The 22370-nt window shown below is 35.2% G+C and carries 16 protein-coding genes; 11 read left to right on the forward strand and 5 right to left on the reverse strand.

Annotation, left to right across the window (positions count from 1 at the left end):
- The first annotated feature begins 1 nt into the window (after position 1).
- The 6 genes from gyrA to tpiA all read left to right on the forward strand — a co-directional run bounded on the left by gyrA (position 2) and on the right by tpiA (position 8929).
- Complete coding sequence (gene gyrA / locus EHW90_RS11570) at positions 2-2476, forward strand: DNA gyrase subunit A (protein ID WP_124952878.1); 2475 nt, start codon at positions 2-4, stop codon at positions 2474-2476.
- Between the two features lie 12 nt (positions 2477-2488).
- Complete coding sequence (locus EHW90_RS11575; protein ID WP_124952879.1) at positions 2489-3760, forward strand: diaminopimelate decarboxylase; 1272 nt, start codon at positions 2489-2491, stop codon at positions 3758-3760.
- A 297-nt stretch (positions 3761-4057) separates the two neighbouring features.
- Positions 4058-5716 (forward strand): Na/Pi cotransporter family protein, encoded by a 1659-nt coding sequence (locus EHW90_RS11580; protein WP_207667058.1) that lies wholly within the window; start codon positions 4058-4060, stop codon positions 5714-5716.
- Positions 5717-5842: 126 nt separating this feature from the next.
- Positions 5843-6874, forward strand: coding sequence for a type I glyceraldehyde-3-phosphate dehydrogenase (gap, locus tag EHW90_RS11585; protein ID WP_124952881.1), 1032 nt, complete (start codon positions 5843-5845; stop codon positions 6872-6874).
- Positions 6875-6948: 74 nt separating this feature from the next.
- Positions 6949-8163 (forward strand): phosphoglycerate kinase, encoded by a 1215-nt coding sequence (locus EHW90_RS11590; RefSeq protein WP_124952882.1) that lies wholly within the window; start codon positions 6949-6951, stop codon positions 8161-8163.
- Positions 8164-8179: 16 nt separating this feature from the next.
- A complete protein-coding gene (tpiA, locus tag EHW90_RS11595) occupies positions 8180-8929 on the forward strand; it encodes a triose-phosphate isomerase (RefSeq protein ID WP_124952883.1) in 750 nt (249 codons plus the stop codon).
- Positions 8930-8988: 59 nt separating this feature from the next.
- On the opposite strand, the gene EHW90_RS11600 is transcribed toward tpiA, so the two are convergent.
- The 3 genes from EHW90_RS11600 to EHW90_RS11610 form a co-directional block, all read right to left on the reverse strand.
- Entirely contained in the window at positions 8989-10110 is a 1122-nt protein-coding gene (locus EHW90_RS11600) for a VanZ family protein (protein WP_124952884.1), read from the reverse strand.
- A 68-nt stretch (positions 10111-10178) separates the two neighbouring features.
- Positions 10179-11783 carry a response regulator gene (locus EHW90_RS11605; RefSeq protein WP_124952885.1) on the reverse strand — a complete coding sequence of 535 codons (1605 nt, stop codon included), beginning with the start codon at positions 11781-11783 and terminating at the stop codon, positions 10179-10181.
- On the reverse strand, positions 11780-13567 hold the full coding sequence (locus tag EHW90_RS11610) for a sensor histidine kinase (RefSeq protein ID WP_124952886.1): 1788 nt from the start codon (positions 13565-13567) through the stop codon (positions 11780-11782). Before EHW90_RS11610 ends, EHW90_RS11605 begins: the two co-directional genes overlap by 4 nt.
- Positions 13568-13731: 164 nt before the next feature.
- Here EHW90_RS11610 and EHW90_RS11615 point away from each other — a divergent pair, with 164 nt between their 5' ends.
- From EHW90_RS11615 to EHW90_RS11635, 5 genes are all read left to right on the forward strand, one after another.
- On the forward strand, positions 13732-14991 hold the full coding sequence (locus tag EHW90_RS11615) for an ABC transporter substrate-binding protein (RefSeq protein WP_124952887.1): 1260 nt from the start codon (positions 13732-13734) through the stop codon (positions 14989-14991).
- Positions 14992-15076: 85 nt separating this feature from the next.
- Entirely contained in the window at positions 15077-15955 is an 879-nt protein-coding gene (locus EHW90_RS11620; RefSeq protein WP_124952888.1) for a carbohydrate ABC transporter permease, read from the forward strand.
- Between the two features lie 11 nt (positions 15956-15966).
- The gene (locus EHW90_RS11625; RefSeq protein WP_124952889.1) at positions 15967-16821 is read left to right on the forward strand and encodes a carbohydrate ABC transporter permease; all 855 of its coding nucleotides are present in this window, start codon (positions 15967-15969) and stop codon (positions 16819-16821) included.
- A 21-nt stretch (positions 16822-16842) separates the two neighbouring features.
- The gene (locus EHW90_RS11630) at positions 16843-17949 is read left to right on the forward strand and encodes a glycoside hydrolase family 172 protein (RefSeq protein ID WP_124952890.1); all 1107 of its coding nucleotides are present in this window, start codon (positions 16843-16845) and stop codon (positions 17947-17949) included.
- 41 nt (positions 17950-17990) lie between these two features.
- Positions 17991-19205 (forward strand): ABC transporter substrate-binding protein, encoded by a 1215-nt coding sequence (locus tag EHW90_RS11635; RefSeq protein ID WP_124952931.1) that lies wholly within the window; start codon positions 17991-17993, stop codon positions 19203-19205.
- A gap of 53 nt (positions 19206-19258) precedes the next feature.
- On the opposite strand, the gene trhA is transcribed toward EHW90_RS11635, so the two are convergent.
- Both trhA and EHW90_RS11645 read right to left on the reverse strand, forming a co-directional pair.
- A complete protein-coding gene (trhA, locus tag EHW90_RS11640) occupies positions 19259-19966 on the reverse strand; it encodes a PAQR family membrane homeostasis protein TrhA (protein WP_124952891.1) in 708 nt (235 codons plus the stop codon).
- Positions 19967-20443: 477 nt separating this feature from the next.
- Positions 20444-22219, reverse strand: coding sequence for an IS1634 family transposase (locus EHW90_RS11645; RefSeq protein WP_124952892.1), 1776 nt, complete (start codon positions 22217-22219; stop codon positions 20444-20446).
- Positions 22220-22370 lie beyond the last annotated feature (151 nt).

Raw genomic sequence — 22370 nt, forward strand, 5'->3', positions numbered from 1 at the left:
TATGGAACCAAATGTTTTCGACAAGTTTAATGAGATCGACTTAAAGAAAACCATGGAAAAGTCATATATTGACTATGCAATGAGTGTTATTGCAGCCAGAGCGCTTCCGGATGTAAGAGACGGATTAAAACCGGTTCAAAGAAGAGTGCTCTTTTCTATGATAGAACTGAATAACGGGCCTGATAAACCACATAGAAAATGTGCTCGTATTGTCGGAGATACAATGGGTAAATATCACCCACACGGAGACTCGTCAATATACGGCGCACTTGTAAATATGGCACAGGACTGGTCCATGAGATATACTCTTGTGGACGGACACGGAAACTTCGGCTCTGTGGACGGAGACGGTGCGGCGGCTATGAGATATACGGAGGCCAGACTCTCAAAGATCGCTATGGAGATGCTTGCAGATATCAATAAGGATACTGTAGACTTTGCTCCGAACTTTGATGAGACTGAAAAAGAGCCTACAGTATTACCTGCAAGGTTTCCTAACCTCTTGGTAAACGGTACAACAGGTATTGCGGTAGGTATGGCGACCAATATTCCTCCTCATAATATCAAAGAGGTTATAGATGCGGTAGTGAGGCTTATAGACAATAAAATCGAAGATAAGGATACTACTATTGAGGAGATACTGGGCATTATAAAAGGACCGGACTTCCCTACAGGTGCCAATATCTTAGGTCTTAGAGGTATCAAAGAAGCCTATACCACAGGTAGAGGAAAGATAAAGGTAAGAGCGGTCACTGAAATCGAATCAATGCAAAACGGCAAGAACAGGATTGTGGTCAGTGAGCTTCCCTACCTTGTAAATAAAGCAAAGCTTATTGAAAAGATTGCGGAGCTTGTAAAGGACAAGAGAATAGACGGTATCACAGATCTTAGAGATGAATCAAACCGTGAAGGAATGAGAGTTGTTATAGAGCTTAGAAAAGATGTGAATGCCAATATCATCCTGAACAGACTTTATAAGCATACACAGCTGCAGGATACTTTCGGTGTAAATATGCTGGCTTTGGTGGACAATCAGCCTAAGGTATTAAATATCTTACAGATGCTTCAGTATTATCTGTCTCATCAGGAAGACGTGGTTACCAGAAGAACAAAGTATGAGCTTAACAAAGCAAAAGAGAGAGCTCATATATTGGAAGGCTTGCTTATTGCCCTTGACAACATTGATGAAATCATAAAGATTATCAGAGGCAGTGAGAATGTAAATATTGCAAAGGAAGAGCTTATAAAGAGATTCGGACTTTCAGATGCACAGGCACAGGCTATAGTGGATATGCGTCTGAGGGTTCTCACAGGTTTGGAAAGAGAGAGACTTGAATCCGAGTACAATGAGCTGCTTGCAAAGATAGAATATTTTGAGGGAATACTTGCAGACGAGAAAAAATTGCTTGCACTTATAAAAGAAGAAATTCTTGTAGTTGAAGATAAGTATAAGGATGACAGAAGAACCGGCTTTATGCAGGATGACGATATGGAGGATGAGGACCTTATCCAAAGAGAAGATATTATCATCGCAATGACAAAGCTCGGATATATAAAGAGGATGAGTCCGGACAATTTCAATGTACAAAACAGAGGAGGTAAGGGCATCAAGGGAATGCAGACCATTGATGACGACTTCATTGAGGACATAGTTATGTCAACCACTCACAATGATATATACTTCTTTACCAATAAGGGTAGAGTGTATACAATCAAGGGATATAAGATTCCTGAGGCTTCAAGAACTGCAAGAGGAGTTGCAATAGTAAACTTACTGCAGTTGCAGCCTGATGAGAAGATTTCGGCAATTATACCAAGTGAGGCAAGGTCAAGGGACGGATATCTGTTTATGGTTACCAAAAAGGGTACCATAAAGAAATGTCAGATAAACTTATTTGACAACATCAGAAAGAACGGACTTGCAGCAATCAATCTCACAGAAGATGATGAGCTGATAGAAGTAAAGGTAACTCATGGTGATGACGATCTGATCATTGTTTCAAAAGACGGTATGTGCATCAGAATCAATGACAAGGATATAAGAGCTATGGGCAGAGGTGCTACCGGTGTCAGGGGAATGAGACTGAATAAAGGTGATGAAGTCATCGGAATGCAGCTGGCATCTCAAGGGGAGTATTTGCTTCTTGTTTCTGAGTATGGATATGGAAAGAGAACAAAGATATCAGAGTTCAAAGTCCAAAACAGAGGCGGTAAAGGTATCATATGTTATAAAGACAATGAAAAGACAGGTAAGCTTGTAGGTGCAAAGCTTGTAAATGAAGACAGAGAGATTCTTTTGATAACTACTGAGGGAATTGTAATCAGAATAGAAGTCAGCGGAATATCAATACTCGGAAGAGCGGCAAGCGGAGTGAAGCTTATGAACATAGACAGAGAAAGTGATACCAGGATTGCAAGCATTGCAAAGATCAGAGAGGAAAAAAACACCGAATCTGATGAAGAGAGCAATGAATAGAAAGGAAATAAAATGCAAAAGATACCATTTTTGACATTGGAACAGGTAAAGGAGATTGTAAAAACATATCCTACACCATGGCATATATATGATGAGAAGGGAATCAGGGAAAATGCCAAGCGATTAAAAGAGGCATTTGGCTGGAATAAGGGATTTAAAGAGTACTTTGCAGTAAAGGCCACTCCGAATCCTTTTATACTCAATATATTAAAGGAATACGACTGCGGTGTGGACTGCTCTTCCATGATTGAGCTTGAGATGTCCGATGCCTGCGGATTCCATGGAAAAGATATAATGTTTTCATCAAACGAGACCCCTGTTGAGGAGTTTAAGTTTGCAAACGATCTCGGAGCGATAATAAACCTTGACGACATCACACATATTAAGTATGTGGAAGAGGTATGCGGTAAGTTACCTGAGACTATGAGTGCAAGATATAATCCGGGCGGAGTCTTTACCATGTCAAACGGTATAATGGACAATCCGGGAGATGCCAAGTACGGAATGACTCCGGAGCAACTTATAGAGGCGTTTAAAATAATGAAGTCAAAGGGAGTAAAGCATTTCGGTGTCCATGCATTTCTTGCAAGTAATACAGTAACAAACGAGTACTATCCTAAACTTGCCGGAGAATTGTTTGAGTTTGCGGTAAGAATAAAGAATGAAACAGGTATAAGCGTCGAGTTTATCAATCTGTCAGGCGGTATCGGAATACCTTATACCCCTGATAAGGAACCTAATGATATTTTTGAAATATCAAAGGGTGTAAAGAAAGTGTATGAAGAGGTGCTTGAGGCAAACGGCATTATGGATGTGGCTATATTTACAGAGCTTGGAAGATATATGCTTGCACCTTACGGTGCTTTGGTAACTGAGGCTATACATGAGAAGAATACTTATAAGCACTACATAGGTGTAGATGCCTGTGCAAGCAATCTTATGCGTCCTGCCATGTACGGTGCGTACCATCATCTTACAGTCCTCGGTAAGGAAGATGAAGAAGCAAGCGAAGTCTATGATGTGGTAGGTTCACTCTGTGAGAACAATGACAAGTTTGCAATAGACAGAAAATTGCCGAAGATAGAAAGAGGCGATTATATCTATATTCACGACACCGGAGCACATGGATTTGCAATGGGTTACAATTATAACGGTAAGTTAAGATCTGCGGAACTTTTATTAAAAGAAGACGGAAGTGTCAAAATGATAAGAAGAGCCGAAACGGCTAAGGACTATTTTGCGACCTTTGATTTTTGTGATATATTGGACAAATACTTAAAATAACTTGAATTTTATCACATTAAGAAATAATTCATAATAAGTTTAAAAGTATTTCAATTATTTTACGGTGAGATGTGATATTATTACATCATCATAAAGAAGCACTTACAATGAATCCTATATATAGAAATCCTTAAGAAGGCACCCCCTAAAAAGGGTGCTTTTTTAGTATATACTTTTCAGATAAAATCTTGTATTGCTTAAATTTTTATAAATTGGTAGAATGTACAGGATGTATCAGTTGGAGTTTTACTCCGACAGAGGTTATATCAGTAGGTATATTTTAAGAGGAGAATGGAAATGATTGATAATGTATCATATCTCTTTGGATTCTTAGGCGGTCTTGGACTTTTCCTGTACGGAATGCATATCATGGCGGACGGTATGCAAAAGACTGCCGGAGGAAAGATGCAGCAGTTCCTCAGTAAGATAACAGACAACAGGTTTACAGCCATCTTACTGGGTGCGGTAATAACAGCCATAATACAAAGCTCAGGTGCTACCACTGTAATGGTAGTAGGTTTTGTTAGTGCCGGAATGTTAAGCCTTGTCCAGGCTGTAGGTGTAATTATGGGTGCCAATATCGGTACTACAATTACAGCGTGGATAGTATCACTTGGAACAATAGGCGATTCGCTGAAGCTCTTTCAGCCGGGATTCTACGCACCTTTAATGATTGGCATAGGTGCGATATTTATACTGTTTTCAAAATCCGACAAGAAAAAGACCATAGGTGAAATAGTTCTCGGACTTGGAATGCTGTTTTTAGGACTTGACCTTATGGCAGGCAATATAAAGCCTTTCACAGGTGCTCCTATATTCTCGGAAGCGTTCAGAGTACTTGGAGGTAATCCGATACTTGGTATTATAGTAGGTATTGTGGTAACGGCTTTGATGCAAAGCTCGTCAGCATCGGTAGGTATTTTGCAGACACTTGCATTCAACGGAGTGGTAAACACGGCGGCGGCTATATACATCACACTCGGACAAAATATCGGTTCCTGTGTTACAGCGATTATTTCAAGTGTGGGAAGCTCAAGAACCGCAAAGAGAGCCGCAGCAATACACCTTTTATTCAATACAATGGGTGCTATAGTATTCGGTATACTTGGATTTGTCGTATTTACAGTGAATACAAAGCTTGCAAATCACACTATCAATGCGGTAGAGATTTCAATATTCCATACATTTTTCAATCTTACAATGACCACTCTGCTTTATCCTTTTGCCGGACTGCTTGTAAAACTTTCGGGAATGATTGTAAGAGGCAAGGATGATGAGGTTGTAGAGGCTAAAAAAGAGCCTATCTTACAGCTTGATGAAAGAGTGCTCCTTACACCTGCATTTGCGGTACAGTCGGGAAGCGTAGAAGTGGCCCGTATGGGAAGTATCGCTCTTAAGAGTTTGAATGCCGCAATGGGTGCCATCAATACCAAGAGTTTGGACGATTTGAAAACAGTTGCACAGTGTGAGCAGACACTTGACGATATGCAGGAAGCATTGACGGAGTATCTTATAAAGGTGGACAATCTTTCACTGAGTGAAAGTCAGAAAAAGCATGTAAACAATCTCTTCAACATGGTAACCGATATAGAAAGAGTCGGAGACCATGCGGACAACCTGTCTGAAAATGCCAAGTATATGATTGACAACAACCTTGAGTTCAGCGACCTTGCAAAGGAAGACTTGGCTGAGATATCAAAGGATGCCATAGATGCGTTTGAAACAGCTATAAATGCAAGCGGAGCGAACGCACTCGGTGCAGTCAGAAAGGTAAATAAGCTTGAAGATAAGGTGGATATGCTTGAGGATGAATTAAGAGAGAAGCATATTGACAGACTTACAAGGGGAGAGTGTAAGCCGCAGTCAGGTATCGCCTTCCTTGATATAATCAGTAACTTGGAGCGTGTATCCGACCACGCCACCAATATTGCAGGATATGTGAAAAATGAAATATAAATATAATAAGAAGTTTCAAATATATACTTGCAATTAAGTTTATAATTTTGTACAATTAGGAATGATTGATGAATAATTATCAAATGAGATAACATCACACAAGTACTAATTTTAGGAGGAACTAAAATGTCAGTAAAAGTAGCAATTAACGGTTTTGGTCGTATTGGTCGTCTTGCTTTCAGACAGATGTTTGAGGCTGACGGATATGAAGTAGTAGCAATAAATGATCTTACAGATCCTAAGATGTTGGCACATCTTTTAAAGTATGATACAGCACAGGGCGGTTTCGCCGGACGTATCGGTGAAGGAAAGCATTCTGTTGAGGCAGGTGAGGATTCTATCACAGTTGACGGAAAGAAAATCACAATCTACAAAGAGGCAGATGCATCAAAGCTTCCTTGGGGACAGATCGGAGTAGATGTTGTACTTGAGTGTACAGGTTTCTACACATCAAAGGAGAAGGCTTCAGCTCACTTGACAGCAGGTGCTAAGAAGGTTGTTATTTCAGCTCCTGCAGGAAATGATCTTCCTACAATCGTTTACAGCGTAAACGAGAAGACACTTAAGGCAGATGACACAGTTATTTCAGCTGCATCATGTACAACAAACTGTCTTGCACCTATGGCTGATACACTTAACAAGCTTGCTCCTATCCAGAGCGGTATCATGAGCACAATCCATGCTTATACAGGTGACCAGATGATCCTTGACGGACCACACAGAAAGGGTGACCTTAGAAGAGCAAGAGCAGGTGCTGCAAATATCGTACCTAACTCAACAGGTGCTGCTAAGGCTATCGGTCTTGTTATCCCTGAGCTTAACGGAAAGCTTATCGGATCTGCACAGAGAGTTCCTGTTCCTACAGGTTCTACAACAATTCTTACAGCAGTTGTTAAGAAGGCAGGACTTACAAAAGAAGATATCAATGCTGCAATGAAGGCTGCCGCATCTGAGTCATTCGGATATACAGAGGATCAGATTGTTTCTTCAGACGTTATCGGTATGAAGTTCGGTTCATTATTTGATGCTACACAGACAATGGTAGCTCATATAGCTGACGATGTATATCAGGTACAGGTTGTATCATGGTATGACAATGAGAATTCTTACACATCACAGATGGTTAGAACAATCAAGTACTTTGCTGAGTTAAAGTAATATAAAAGATAAAGAGACCAAAGAGGTCCGCTCATATTGGGCCGGACCTCTTTTTTTACAATAAGGAGATACTTATGCTTAATAAGAAAACTGTAGATGATTTAAAGAACCTAAAAGGACAAAAAGTATTAGTTCGTTGTGATTTTAATGTTCCGCTAAAGGACGGTGTTATCCAGAATTATAACCGTATAGACGGTGCAATCCCTACAATCAAAAAGCTTTTGGACGGCGGTGCAAAGGTTATACTTTGCTCACACCTCGGAAAGCCGAAGGGCGAGCCGCTTCCTGAAATGAGCCTTGCACCTGTAGCTCCTGCACTTTCAGAGAGACTTGGCGTACAGGTAAAGTTTGTTTCAGATCCTAAGGTAACAGGTGAAGAGACAAGAAAGCTTGCAGCAGAGCTTAAGGACGGAGAAGTTTTATTACTTGAGAATACACGTTACAGAGCTGAAGAGACAAAGTACGGTAAGGACGATTCCGCTGTAGAGTATGCTAAGGAGCTTGCAGCACTTTGTGACAACAACATCTTTGTAAACGATGCATTCGGTACAGCACACAGAGCACATTGCTCAAATGTAGGTGTAACCAAGTTCTGTAAGGAGAATGTAGTAGGATACCTTATGGAGAAGGAAATCAAGTTCCTCGGAGAGGCTGTAGAGAACCCAGTTCGTCCGTTTGTTGCAATTCTTGGCGGAGCTAAGGTTTCAGATAAGATTAACGTTATAAACAATCTCCTTGATAAGGTAGATACACTTATTATCGGTGGAGGTATGGCATATACATTCCTTAAGGCAAAGGGCGAGGAAATCGGAAACTCACTTTGTGAGGAGGATAAGCTTGACTATGCACTTGAGATGATCAACAAGGCAAAGGAAAAGGGTGTAAATCTGTTACTTCCTGTAGACCATGTAGAGGGTAAGGAATTCTCAAATGATACAGAGTCTAAGGTTGTAGATACTATAGAAGCAGGATGGTCAGGATTTGATATCGGACCTAAGACTATCGTAAACTATAAGAAGGCACTTGAAGGTGCAAAGACTGTAGTATGGAACGGACCTATGGGCGTATTCGAGTTTGAGAAGTTTGCAGAGGGAACACTTGAAATCTGTAGAGCTGTAGCAGACCTTAAGGATGCAACAACAGTTATCGGTGGCGGTGATTCTGTAAATGCTGTTAAGAGACTCGGATTTGCAGACAAGATGACACATATTTCAACAGGTGGCGGTGCTTCACTTGAATTCCTTGAGGGTAAGGAACTTCCGGGTGTTGCAGCTGCAGACAATAGATAATAGATTGGAGAGCTTTATGTCAAGAAGAAAAATTATTGCAGGAAACTGGAAGATGAACAAGACACCTTCAGAGACAACTGCACTTATAAATGAGTTAAAGCCGTTAGTTGCAAACAATGATGTTGATGTTGTTTTCTGTGTACCTGCAATTGATATTATTCCTGCCATTGAGGCGGCTAAGGGAAGCAATATCGAGATAGGTGCCGAGAATATGTACTTTGAAGAGAGCGGTGCATACACAGGAGAAATCGCCCCGAATATGCTTACAGATGTAGGCGTTAAGTATGTTATTATCGGACACTCGGAGAGAAGAGAATACTTTGCAGAGACAGATGAGACTGTAAACAAGAAAGTACTTAAGGCATTTGAGCACGGCATCACACCAATCATCTGCTGCGGTGAGACTCTTACACAGAGAGAACAGGGCATTGCAATAGACTTTATCAGAACACAGATAAAGATCGCATTCCAGAATGTAAGTGCTGAGAACGCTGCAAACGCTGTTATCGCTTATGAGCCTATCTGGGCTATCGGTACAGGTAAGACCGCTACAACAGCACAGGCTGAGGAAGTATGTAAGGCTATCAGAGAGTGTATCAAAGAAGTATATGGAAGCGATGTAGCTGAGAAGATCAGAATTCAGTACGGCGGTTCTGTAAATGCAGGCAATGCGGCAGAGCTTTTTGCAGAGGCTGATATCGACGGAGGACTTGTAGGTGGAGCAAGTCTTAAGCCTGATTTCGGAAAGATTGTAAACTACAAATAATTTTATAATATAAATAAAGCAGGACCAATGTTATATCGGTCCTGTTTTTGTATAAAATATTATTGTACCTGTACGGTACTTTCAATCTTAGTCCTTGACCACCTTTCGTAGAAAAGACTTCTGTGAAGTGCGGCTTTTATTGTAGTTAAAAGTAAGAATAAGAAATAAAGCAGTGCAACCAAAAGCTCGATTGTAGCATATCCCATATCCTTTGAGGCGTCGGTATTTATAAGCATAAATTTTTCCAATGCCTGACGTATATACATCGGCAAGTAAAGGTATATGCCGAAAAATAAGAAGTAGCGCAAAAAGTAAGCAAAAAACTTAGGACGTCCGCCTTTATTTGAAACTATGGCTGTACTTGTAATAAAGTTTCCAAGAGTGGAGCCCTTAGTAAGTATCGGTAAAACTGAAAAATATGATAATGTAACTATCTCAAATGCTCTAACGATATGAAACGGTTTCATAAGCGGTCTGCTAAGTATGGTTATTATAGTTACAAATGCCATATCAAAAAAGAAAGATACAACTCGTCTGAACAGTGATATTTCCATACCTCTTTTATAGCTGACTTCATCAAGTTCATCTCTTGACGGCAGTATTATCATAAGCGGTCCCACAATGGCATAACCAAGTATTCCTCCCAGTGTATTTACTATCAAATCATCCACATCAAAGAGTCTGTAGCTTCCGGAGTATATAAAGTACAGTCCGGTAAGCTGAGTTATCTCAAAGAAAAGCGACAGTAAAAGTGAAAGTATAAATGTCTGTGAAAATGACTTTTTGAAATAGTAGCGAAGATACATTCCGAAAGGTACCGCCAAAAACAGATTCAATATATTTACCAAAAACGCTTTGTTTAGTACTATTGTAAGCCATGTCCTCGGTTCACTTGGGATAACATGAGCTTTTTTTATTATGTCTTTAATAAATAAAAAAGGCTCAAGTTGCATCTTATGGCTGTGTAGCGTAGCGGCTTTTTCAGGGCTTGGCAGCGGAAGTATGACAAGGCAGTACATACACAGCAGATAAAATATAAAAGAGTAAACTATTAAAACTTTCAAGCTGAGTATGGACCCGTATTTGTGGTAGTTATAAGCAATATACGGCAATGTAAAAACAGCCACCACTATCGGAAACAGTACAACAGCCTGAAAGGAAACTATTAAATATTGATTCATATATCCTCCCATAGATAAAGTATTTATGTTTTATCATAAAATAAAGACAGTAGTCAAGGATAGAGGTTTTACTGTAGTGATGAGTATTTTTCTCTATATGAGGATGGGGATATTCCAAGTTGCTTTTTAAAGCTTGTACTGAAATAGTACTGATTGGCATATCCACATTTTAAACTTATTTCTTTTAATGAAAGAGTACTTGTTACGAGATATTCCTTGGCTGCTTCAATACGATATGAAGTTATTGTATCACTTATACTTTTATTATTATTTTTCTTGTATAATGCACTTAGATATGAAGGACTCATATTTGCATATCTTGCTATATCATTAAGGCTTAGTGAGTTGTCTTCGTAATTATTTCTAATATAATTATCGACAAGTTCATAAGTTTGATCGTGGTATGATTTTAATGAAAGACTTAATTTATCACATACTAAATTACATATTTCTTTCATCCAAAGAAAAAATTGATCATAAGTATGAAAAGTATCAAATCCACTATATACTTTAATTATTTTTTGTTCTAATCCACTCGTATCAATGTTTATTTCATATAGAAATCTCAATATTTTTCCAAGCAGTGAGTATATACGGATAAATATAATATTTTTATTTTCATATTTCTTAGATAATTCATTAAAGAAATTTCTAAGCCAGTCTTCAATAGCAGTAATATCTTTTTTACAAAGAAGGCTTATAAATTCCTCCTCAACAGAGTCTGAGTTATTTAAAAGACTGAATTCTTTTCCTGTGGCTTCTAAGGCATCAAAGATGTTTTTATTAGGATAAAAAAATCTATATTTCAGAGCGTGGCAAGCATTTTCATATGATATATTTAATTTCCATATACTGTCTACAATAGTTCCAATGCCTATGCTTATATTTAATACAGACTCTTTATATTTATCCAAAAAAGATGAAACTGTTTTATGAATAACATATTGAAAATGAGATGGTGTATTACTGTTTTGTGCAATAATAAATATTAAATTATTCAAATCTTGAATACAGTAATATTTATCAAATAGTTCACATTCATTTTTAAATGTATCAGATATATTTAAAATTTCCATTTGAAATGTCAATACTCCATCATCTTCTTCAAATAGTGTAGGGCTTTCTATTTCTAATTTTACTATGTTAAAGAATGAATAATCTATTGTGATATCAAGATAGCTTATATATTTTTCAAAATATTTTGAAGGTTTACTGGATGAAAAATATAATATATCTTGAAAAAATTTAGCTATCATAAGTTGCTTACTTTCTTTTAAAATAGATAAATTTTTATGTTCCCTATCTATCTTATCAAAAGCATTTTTAATTTTTTCAGACAAAAAAGAATAGTCGATAGGTTTTTCAATGTAATCACATACACCGAGTCTTACCGCTTGTTTTGCATATTCAAATCTGTCATATGCACTTATAAGTATTATCTTTATATACGGATTTATTTTTAATATCTCTCGACTCAGTGTTATTCCGTCTATATTTGGCATTTCTATGTCTGTAATTATGAGATCTATATGTTCATTCCTTGCATATTCAAGAGCATCTCTGCCATTTTGAGTAATAAAAGATACTTCAGCATTTAAGGCATTCCAGTCTATATTTATTTTAATACCTTCAGAGACAATATAATTATCATCAATTAAAATTACTTTTTTCAATTGTCACCCTCCATCTGTGCATATTTTATAGTAATAGTAGTACCCTCATTTAAACAACTTTCGATTATAATTTCACCGGATCCGAATTCTTTATTGGATATTCTTTTATTTACATTACAAATACCGAAATGCTGAGTATAGTCTACTATATGATTTTGTAATTGATATTTGATTTTGGTCAACTTTTCAGGTTCAATTCCACATCCGTTATCTTTTATAATAATGATTATTTCATCATCACCATAATAAACAGATATAGATATATGTATATTTCTATGTCCGGTAGAATAGCCATGTAAAATAGAGTTTTCAAGAAACGGCTGTAATGTGAATTTACATATCAAATAATTTTCTATACCGTCTTCAGTATCAATACTCCAAGTTAATGTATCTTTGCGACAAAGTTGCTCCATTTCAAGGTAAAGTCTTGATATCTCCAACTCATCTTTTATAGTTATTTTTTCACCTGACTTCCTAAGTGACATTCTGTAAAATCTTGTTAAATTATCTATCATATGATTTGCTATATCCAACTTACCTATAGTTTGGCATGTCTTGATTGTACCAAGTATATTATACAAGAAGTGAGGATTGATTTGTGATTGCAGCAGCTGATATTTCAGCTTTTCCTCAGATACGGTTAACTCAAGTATAGATTGCATATTTTTATTTATTGATTCCTGCATATTTAAAAATGTTAAACCAAGTCTGTCTATTTCATCATAGCAATCAGAATCATTAATACTTGTTAAATAGTCAAGTTTAATACTTTTTTTGCCAAGTTTGAAACTATCCATAGCAAAAGAAAGTTTCCTGATTCTGTTTGTAAGATTTGCAGAAGTAAGGAAAATTATAAGTAGTATTATAGGTATAGATATAAATATAATTAGGAAAAATGTCTTAAGGATAGTATATACATTACTGTAAATATAGGTTTTAGGAATCTCGGTAACGTGATACCAACCGTTGTCTAATTTGACCACATGATAATATAAACTTTTATTATCATATACTGTTTTATTACCTGACGAAATAATATTTAATATATCACTATCTAATTTTGTACCGATTAGTTTTTCATCTGTATGTGAGATGATATTGCCGTTTGAATCTATGATAAATCCTGAGAGATCAATTCCTGAAAAACTCTCATTTAACATATCAGAAAATTCACTTATATTCAGTAATACTATGTATGCATACTCAGTGTTTTTAGTAACTTGATTATTTAGTGTACTCACATAGCCTGTTACATTTTGAGTTTTTCCGGTATTATCCAAAACATATGATAAATGATAATTTGGTTTATAAATCCACTTAGAATCCATACTCACAATATCTTCAAGATCAAACTCTTTTAGGTCATATAACGGATGAAAGGTTAATCCTTCAGAAGAAGCTATATTTTTATCATCCAAAAAAATATCTATATGGTAAACATTAAATGTTGACTCTAATAGATGTATATTATCTCTTACATTTGTAAGTATGGAGAAGTCTTCACTGTTGTGTGGCATTCTGTTTATCAATGAGTACATATCATATCTGATAGTATCCGATATCTTTTGAACTTGATTTAATCTGTTGTTTATTCTTATATTAAGTTGGTCATCTGCAAGAATAATTGAGTTTAATATACTGTCACCTGCAATTTTATGTGTAATACTGTATAGTATTGAGCCCATTAAAATAATCGGTAGTACTGTACATATTAAAAATGAGAATAATAATCTATGATGATATTTTGAAAATATAAAGGATTTTACATATCTTATAATATCCATAAATACCTCCTTGTTTATATAGAAGGTATTATAATCTGATAAAAAATACAAAACAATATAAATAAAAATAATATAAACGGTTCGTAATATATTGTATTTTGTTAGATAAAAAAATTTATTATTATTGGTATATCAAAATTAATATACAAATGCGTGGAGGGAAAATGAAGAAGAAAATCGCAAAACTTATGTTAGGTACAATGTTTTTAACAGGGGTGTTATCAGGATGTGGAAGTAACACAAAGGAAACTGCCGGTGGTGATAATAACGGTAATAAGTATGACTTAACACTGTATAGTATCAATACAACCGATGCTGATTTTGGAGATTGGCTTAAAAATGTAGAAGATGCTACAGGGTTGAAGATAAATGTAATTGCAGCACCTACAGATTCGGATACACGTCAACAAAAGATAACCACTATACTTTCTACAGGTGATTCAAGCGTAGATATACTTGAGATAAATGATGAGATGAGTGCATCATTTAAAAATTCGGGATGGCTTGAAGGCTTGAATGATACTGTTATGACAGAAGATATCAGAGGTGAATTTGCAAAAGGTTATTTGGATCAGATGATTACCGATAAGCAGGGAAATATTATAGGAGTTCCGGGATATTCAGGTTATCTGGCATTTTGGGTAAATCAAAAGATAATGGATGAAGCAGGTGTTGATAAATTGGATACAAAGGAAGATTTCGAGAAATATATGCTTGCCGCTTCAAAAGATGGAAGGTATGGTTATGGTGGTTCATGGGAAAAGACATATGTGTTTAATGAGATTGCCCAATTTGTAAATATGTTTGGTGGAGATTATTTTGATTGGACAAGGCCTGAGAATAAAGAAGCAATACAGTTTTTATATGATATGGTACAAAATAAGCAGACACCTATTGACCAGATTGCAGATAAATATGAACAGATGAATCCTAAAGCAAATGATGGAAAGTATGGATGTTGGTTTATGTGGGGACTTGGTACAGACTATGAAAAAGCAGGTATGTTAGGACAAGATAAGATTCATATGGCTATGGTTCCTTCAATGACAGATGACGGTAAGAGAGCTATATTTACAGATTCATGGAGTTATGTATTGAATTCCTCTTCAAAAAATAAGGAAGCGGCAATAAAATTTTTAAAGTATATGGCATCTGAGGGTGGAATGGAAGCTTCATATAAATATTTTGATCGTTATCCTGCAAGAAAGGATGTTGCCGAGAAGGTTGTACCTGATACAGATCCGGCAAAGGAAATGTACAGCAGATATGCATCTGAGTGTAATGTACAGGGTAGACCTATGTTACCTCAGACTATGGAGTTTATTACAGACATGGGAACAATATATCAGTCTTGTATGAAGGGTGAGATATCTGTAGATGATTTCTGTAAGAAAGCACAAGAGCTTGTAGATAAATATAAATAGAATATTTTGAATGCTACAGCGTATTTTGGTTTAACATAATGTAAGCTGTAGCATTTGTTTTTATATAAGTGGAGGTAGATCTGTTTTGAATACTAACAGTAAGATAAAAAAATATATACCTGTAATTCTGATAATACCTATAGTAATAATAAGAGGTTTTACAACTATATATCCGATAATAATAACATTTATAAACAGTCTATATAATATTAAAGTATTATCAGGTATACATGAGTTTATAGGATTTAAAAATTATATCGACGTATTTAAGGATGATAAGATTATTTCATCAATAAAATTTACGGCAATTTTTGTTATTGTATCTATGCTTTTTCATGTTTTATTGGGAACTGTATTAGCTTTGATTCTGAATATGAAATTTAGAGGAAGACGCTTTTTAAGAACTATAGTATTGATACCCTGGGCAATGCCTGCAGTTGTTATAGGTATGGCGGCAAAATGGGGATTCAATAATGATTATGGTTTAATTAATGACCTAATAAGAAGATTCATACCAGGTTTTCAATTTAATTGGCTAATAAATACAGGTTCTGCTCGTGGAGCAGTTATATCTATGGATTTGTGGAAAGACTTACCTTTTTTTGCAATACTAATTTTATCCGGACTTCAATTTATATCAGAGGATGTATATGAAGCAGCTAAGGTGGATGGTGCCAACGGTATTCAAATATTTTTTAAAATTACTCTACCTCTGATAATTAAGAATATACTTACATTATGTATTCCATTTACATTGTGGAGATTAACATCGTTTGACCTGGTGTATGCTATGACATCAGGTGGCCCTGGTGAGGATACATCTCTAATAGCTTACCGTATAGCTATGGAATCGTTTACCAATCTAAATATAGGATATGCATCAACTCTAGCTATTATGTTATTTGTTTTAATGGCATTGTTCAGTTGGGTAAATATAAGATTTATGAATAAATATAATGATTGATAGGAGGTAATATGAAAAGCAATATAAAATATAAAGTATATAAAAAATGTATAACTATTTGTAAATGGTTATTATTTGCTGTAGTCGCCTTTTTTATTTTATTTCCTGTTTATTGGATTTTTATTTCGTCAATTACACCTGCAGGAGAATTATTTAAGAAGCCTATAGATTATTTGCCGAATCATCCGACACTTGAAAGTTATAAATTTTTGATTGAAAATGTGGGATTATTGAGTAAAATAGGAAATACAATATTGATTGTAGGTAGTACTTTAATAATAAGTACAATATTATGTACAATGGCTGCTTATGGATTTTCAAGATTTAAGTCAAGATGGATAAGTATAGCTTTTGCATTTATACTTGCAACTTTACTTATACCTGAAGTAGTGACCGCAAGACCTCTTTATGAATTTATGAAAAAGGTTGGATTATTTGATACATATCAAGGTTTAATTTTATTATATGTAAGTTCAGTTATTCCTTTTACAGTTTTGATATTAAATAATTTTGTTGGAAAAATTCCTATTTCTCTTGAAGAGGCGGCTTCAATAGACGGTGCAAATTTTGTGCAAATACTTTTTTATATAGTTTTGCCTTTGATGAAGCCGGCGATTGCAACTGTGTGTATTATTAATTTTATAAACTGTTTAAATAATTTCTTCACACCTTTGTATTACTCAAATGGAATTCAAGTATTGTCGGTAGCAATTGTTCAGCTTCCTTTAAGAGATAATATGTATGGGGTACCATGGGATTTGGTTAGCGCTATGGGATGGATTATACTTTTACCGATAATAATATTTGTAGCAATTTTTGAAAAACAGATTATGGACGGAATTATGGCAGGTGGAGTTAAATCATAGTTAATATTTGGAGGAAAATTTATGTATGATTTATATGGAAGTTTAGGAAATTTAGCTGTTTTGAAGAATAGAAAAAGCAGAGCAATAAATGCCGAAAATCCTACAGGAGAAAAAGGAAAAGGCGGGATGGCGGCAAGTAATCTTGGACCTTCAAGAAAAGGTAGCCCATGTTTGAAGGATATACCAAGCGGTGCAACTGTAACACTTGCAGATATAGAGGGACCGGGTATCATAAATCACATATGGATTACAGTTACAAATAAGACTACAGAAGCAGATTGCTTTGTTTTAAGTGATCTTGTTATAAGGATATATTGGGATGATGAGGTGGTACCTTCTGTAGAGAGTCCCTTGGGAGATTTGTTTTGTTGCGGATTTGCAAGAGAATGTACGGTAAACTCTATTCCTATAGCGGTTATTCCTAATAGGGGTATGAACAGTTATTTCCAGATGCCGTTTAGAAAGAGAGCCAGAATTACCTTGGAAAATCAGCATGCGAATCCGATACCTGCTTTTTTCTATCAGATAGATTATTGTATTGTAGATGAGATAAATGATGATGTAGCATATTTCCATGCACAGTGGAGAAGAGAGAGATTGACTACAATAGGTAAGGACTATGTGATACTTGATAATGTCAAAGGAAGAGGTCATTATGTAGGTACATACCTGGCATTGACAACATTGGAAAGATACTGGTGGGGTGAAGGTGAAGTAAAGTTTTATATAGACGGAGATTTGGAATATCCTACAATATGCGGAACAGGTACTGAAGACTACTTTGGAGGATCTTGGAGCTTTGCGAAGCAAGTTAACGGAAAGACTGTGGAACAAAATTATAATACTGCATATATGGGTTATCCGTATTATTCTTCACATGATGAATTGATTCACAATGATTACCATAACGATGACTGTTTGCCGATGAGAGGATTTTATAGATGGCATATACAAGATCCGATATGTTTTGATGAAGACTTAAAGGTTACTATACAACAAATCGGTGTTGGACACGGAGGCTTATTTGAGAGACAAGATGATGTTGCGAGCGTTGCTTATTGGTATCAGAGTGAACCTCATAATCCATTCTCACCACTTTTGAGTAAGGAGTATAGGCGTCCGAGATAGGTATAAAATTGAAGAAGATATTATATAGTATCATTTTGTGTATGTGCTTATTTTTAATATCGTGTTCTCAAAATAATAAAGATAAAGAAAAAGTAACATCAGATTATTTTGGTGATGAATTAAATATAATGCATATAGAGGCTAATAATCCTGATTTTATTGATTATATTGATAATGTTTCAAAAAAATTAAATATAAAAATAAACATAATTCCTTGTCCTGAAGATGCAAATAATAGACAGGCAGAAATATCAAATAAACTATATTCAGGTAGTACAGATATAGATTTAATTTCAGTAAACGATGAGATGGTTAGTGAATTTAAATCGAGAGGATATTTAGAACCGTTAGATGATATTATGACAAAGGATGTTTTACAGTCATACCCTAAGGATTATGTAGAATCGGTATCAATGTATAATAAAAATGTCTTTTCGGTTCCGTATATGATGGATATTATGATGTTTTGGGTAAATGAGAAATATGCCATATTGTCTAATGTACGAGATATAAAAAACTTGGATGATTTCTCATCATTTTTGAATCATGACTACGGTACAGGTTTGTATGCTTATGGTGGTGCATGGGAAGAAACGTATATATACAATGATTTGTCTCAGTTTATAAATATGTTTGGTGGTGATTATTATAATTGGAGTAACGATAATACCAGGAATGCGGTAGTATTTTTGCATGATATGTTAAAATATAACCATACATCTAAAGCACAGATGATAGACAGGTATGAGCAGATGGAGCAAAAGTTTATAGATGGGAAGTATGGAAGTATATTCATGTATAGTGGAGCTATAAATACATTTTATAATTCCGGCAAATATGGTGAAGATGGCATTCATGTAGTTAAACTTCCTAATATAAAAAACTTGTCAACAAATATTGCTACATGGCAGTATGTATTGAACAAGGCTTCAAAAAATAAATCTGCTGCAAAACGTTTTTTACAATATATCTCAAGCAAAGACGGATGTGTGGAATATAGCAATGTAATGAAGCAAGTTCCCGCAAGAATAGATGTTATATTAGATAAAAACATAAATATAAATGTTCCTGATATTGATACAATAAGAGGATATGTAGAAAACTGCAGTTTAAAAGCAAGACCATTAACATCAGAGTCAATGACAGATATTTCAGAAATGGGAAAAATATTCCAAAAGTATTTACTTGATGAAATGGCTTTGGATGAATTTTGTAATAGGGCACAAAAAATAGTAGATAGAAATCATAGTAAATAAAATAAAACGGTACTGTTGAATAAGCAGTGCCGTTTTTTCTTTAATAATATTTATCAGTAGAATGACAGCGTAGTAAATAAAAGCATATAGTGGCAGAATGTTCCAAGCATTATAAATACGTGAAAAATCTCATGTGAACCGAAGTAAATATGTTTTTCATTAAACGACTTCAGTTTAAATGCGTAGATGACTGCTCCAAGTGTATATGCGATACCTCCAAACAAAAGCCACAGGAATCCTGAAAGTGGTAAGGTCTTGTAGAGCGGCTTAAGTGCAAAGACGCATAGCCATCCCATTATCAAATATATAGTGGATGACAGCCACTTCGGGCAGCTGACAAAGAAAATTTTTAAAAAGATACCTCCGATGGCAAGTGCCCATATGGCTGCAAGTAATATGTATCCTGTAAATCCTTTAAGTGCTGTAAGACATACAGGTGTATAGGTTCCGGCTATCAGTACGGAAATCATAGTGTGGTCTATTTTTCTGAATATCATTGTTTTTTTCAAATCCAGTACTACAGAGTGATACAGTGTACTGGCTGTATATAATAGCGTAGTGGATATAATAAATACAAGCATAGATATAGATGTTATAAAGCTTCCATGTTCTATGCTCCTTTGCATCAGCGGTAATGCACCTATCCAAACAAGTATAAGTCCGATAAAGTGGGTGATTGCCGAGCCCGGTTCTCTTATTTGTATTGATATAGTGCCGGGAAGTACGCCAAATCTTGTCTTTTCTCTATTTTTCGTTTTCATAAATCCCTCCTTAACATAGTTTCAAAAACTACATACAGCATACATTGATACTACATCAATTATTGATAAAATGCAAGTCAAAAATAAATAAAAGTGTTGAGTAATTATTGTAGAACTTTATAAGCGTTCTTTAAAATAATAAGAATAGAATTAAGAAAGAGTTCTACGAAATAATTTTAAAAAATCAGGAAGTTGTCACTGCAGTTAGAATATGGATAAATTATTAGTCTTAAAAACCAAATATTAAACAATAATTTTAGTATGTTGAGATGGTGTGTACTTTTTTGGGGAAATTTCACAATTTAAAAATAATATATTTTATTAATATTAAACACTTACAGATAAGGAAATTGGAGTGAAAACATTTACAGATTTACCGGTTTGTGGCACAATCCTGTCTTTGACAGCTAAAAGGCCTGAAGCCCGTATATATCAAGGGTTTCAGACCTTTTTTAATTCGTAAAAGTGTAGCTAGAACTACCTACTTTTTTTGCTGTCTCGAAAGACTTTTTTCATACTCAAATCGGTTAAAATTTCATAATCGGTACGAAATCCGAATGCTTCATGAAGTGCATCTGTTATGGCCGTTCTTGTGTAAGCGGGCAGATATCCTAGCTTTTCTCCCGGACGATACATCATCATAGAGCGTAGTACGTTAATGATTTCATCGCATGTATATTGTTCTCCAAGTTTTTTCTCAAGTATCCTAAAGACTACTAATGAGGCAAAACAAGTTATGAAATGTGCCTTTATACGGTCCTCTCTTTGAAGATAAATAGGGCGTGCACTGAACTCGGTTTTCATGATTCTGAAGCATTCTTCGATTTCCCATCTCTTCTTGTTTATACGAACTATTTCTTCGGTACTTGTTGTCTCCAGATTAGTACAAACGGCGTAGAGACCGTCATATTTTTCTTCTTCAGCTATGAGGTTCGAATCTATATAAGGGATTTCTCTGTCACATACTTCTCCTGAAGATGTCATTGTTTCGGTAGCAATAAAACGGCGTGGATCATTTTGATTTTTTTGATTTCTTTTATATTCCCCTTTCTCAATAAGCTTATTGGCACGGTCAATCTGGCTTTGCCTGATTTTCTGATGATATTTTTTGTACTTTAAGGAGAATGATACGATAAGATGTTGCTCTAACGCTTTATCACCTTCTTTGACCTTTTTATCGGATAAGTCTTCTTTAATCCATCGTTCTTTATAAAAGACTTTATTATAGTCTGTCTGTTCATCAAGGTTATTTAGATTAAATAATCCTGTTTCACCTTGTAGTGACCAGCCTTCAGGGTCTAGGGCAAACTCCTTTAAGTATTTCGGTAGTTGTTTTATAGATTGTGTTGTTATAAAACTTCTTATTCTTTCGCCAAATAAAGTTTTGTCGTTAAACTTTCTATTGGCATTTGAAGAAAGACCTGCATCTGTACAGATAATAATACTATCAATACCATAATCATCGATTACCTTTTGTTCCAGAGGCTTTAGTGTCGGTTGCTCATTCTTATTTCCCGGGAAAATATCAAAAGCAAGAGGAATACCGTCATGATCCATAAACATTCCCATTCCTACGATAGGTAGTGGTTGATGTTGTTTTGATTTTCCATATTTTCTAAGTTCATCTTCCTGCTCGATTTCAAAGTAATAGTTTGTGCAATCATAGTAAAGAATGTCGTTCCTTCGTGGAAGTATTATTTGGCTATTTTTATAAAGTTCAGATTGAATGAAGTCGCTTTCTTTAGCTAAAACAGAAAGCGAACGATATATATCATGTAAATTAAAGGTAGGCTGCTCAATAAACATTTTTGAAGAACGGTTTGAGGCCAACTTAGAAGATGGATAAAGTATACGAGTAAAAATTAGTCGAGATAAAATATCGTTCAAGTCATATTCAAAGCTATATTTCTTTGAAATTTTAGAACAGATTTTATCCAGATTCAGTGAATAGTAAATACTCTGAAGAAATAGATATCCACAGTTAAACAAATGTTTTTCATCAGGTTTTAGGAGTTTTGAAGGAGAACATTTTATTAAAATCTCTTTTTGTTCCTCATATTCCTTACGATTAAGTTCGTCTACATATTCCTGAGCCCAAATATAAGGGTCTTTTCCATTAGCTCTAGTTTTAACCATATCAAGATTTCCAAGTTTTTCAATAGTAGCTGTAGTAACAGAACCATTGGATTTACGTATAGATTTCTGAACATAGAATGTAGCAGAGTTTTTTGATTTACTTACAGTAAGCTTCATAGTATTCCACCTCCATGTTCATATTATACCATAAATAACTACAAATAGCTACATAAAATAGATAATAAATTGACAAAAAAATAAGACTGAAATCCAGTCTTTATAAGGGTTTGAGGTTTATAAAGGGAATCGGTAGCTGTCAAACTCCCGT

The sequence above is a fragment of the Lachnoanaerobaculum orale genome (genome assembly GCF_003862485.1).
Lineage (GTDB): Bacteria > Bacillota > Clostridia > Lachnospirales > Lachnospiraceae > Lachnoanaerobaculum > Lachnoanaerobaculum orale.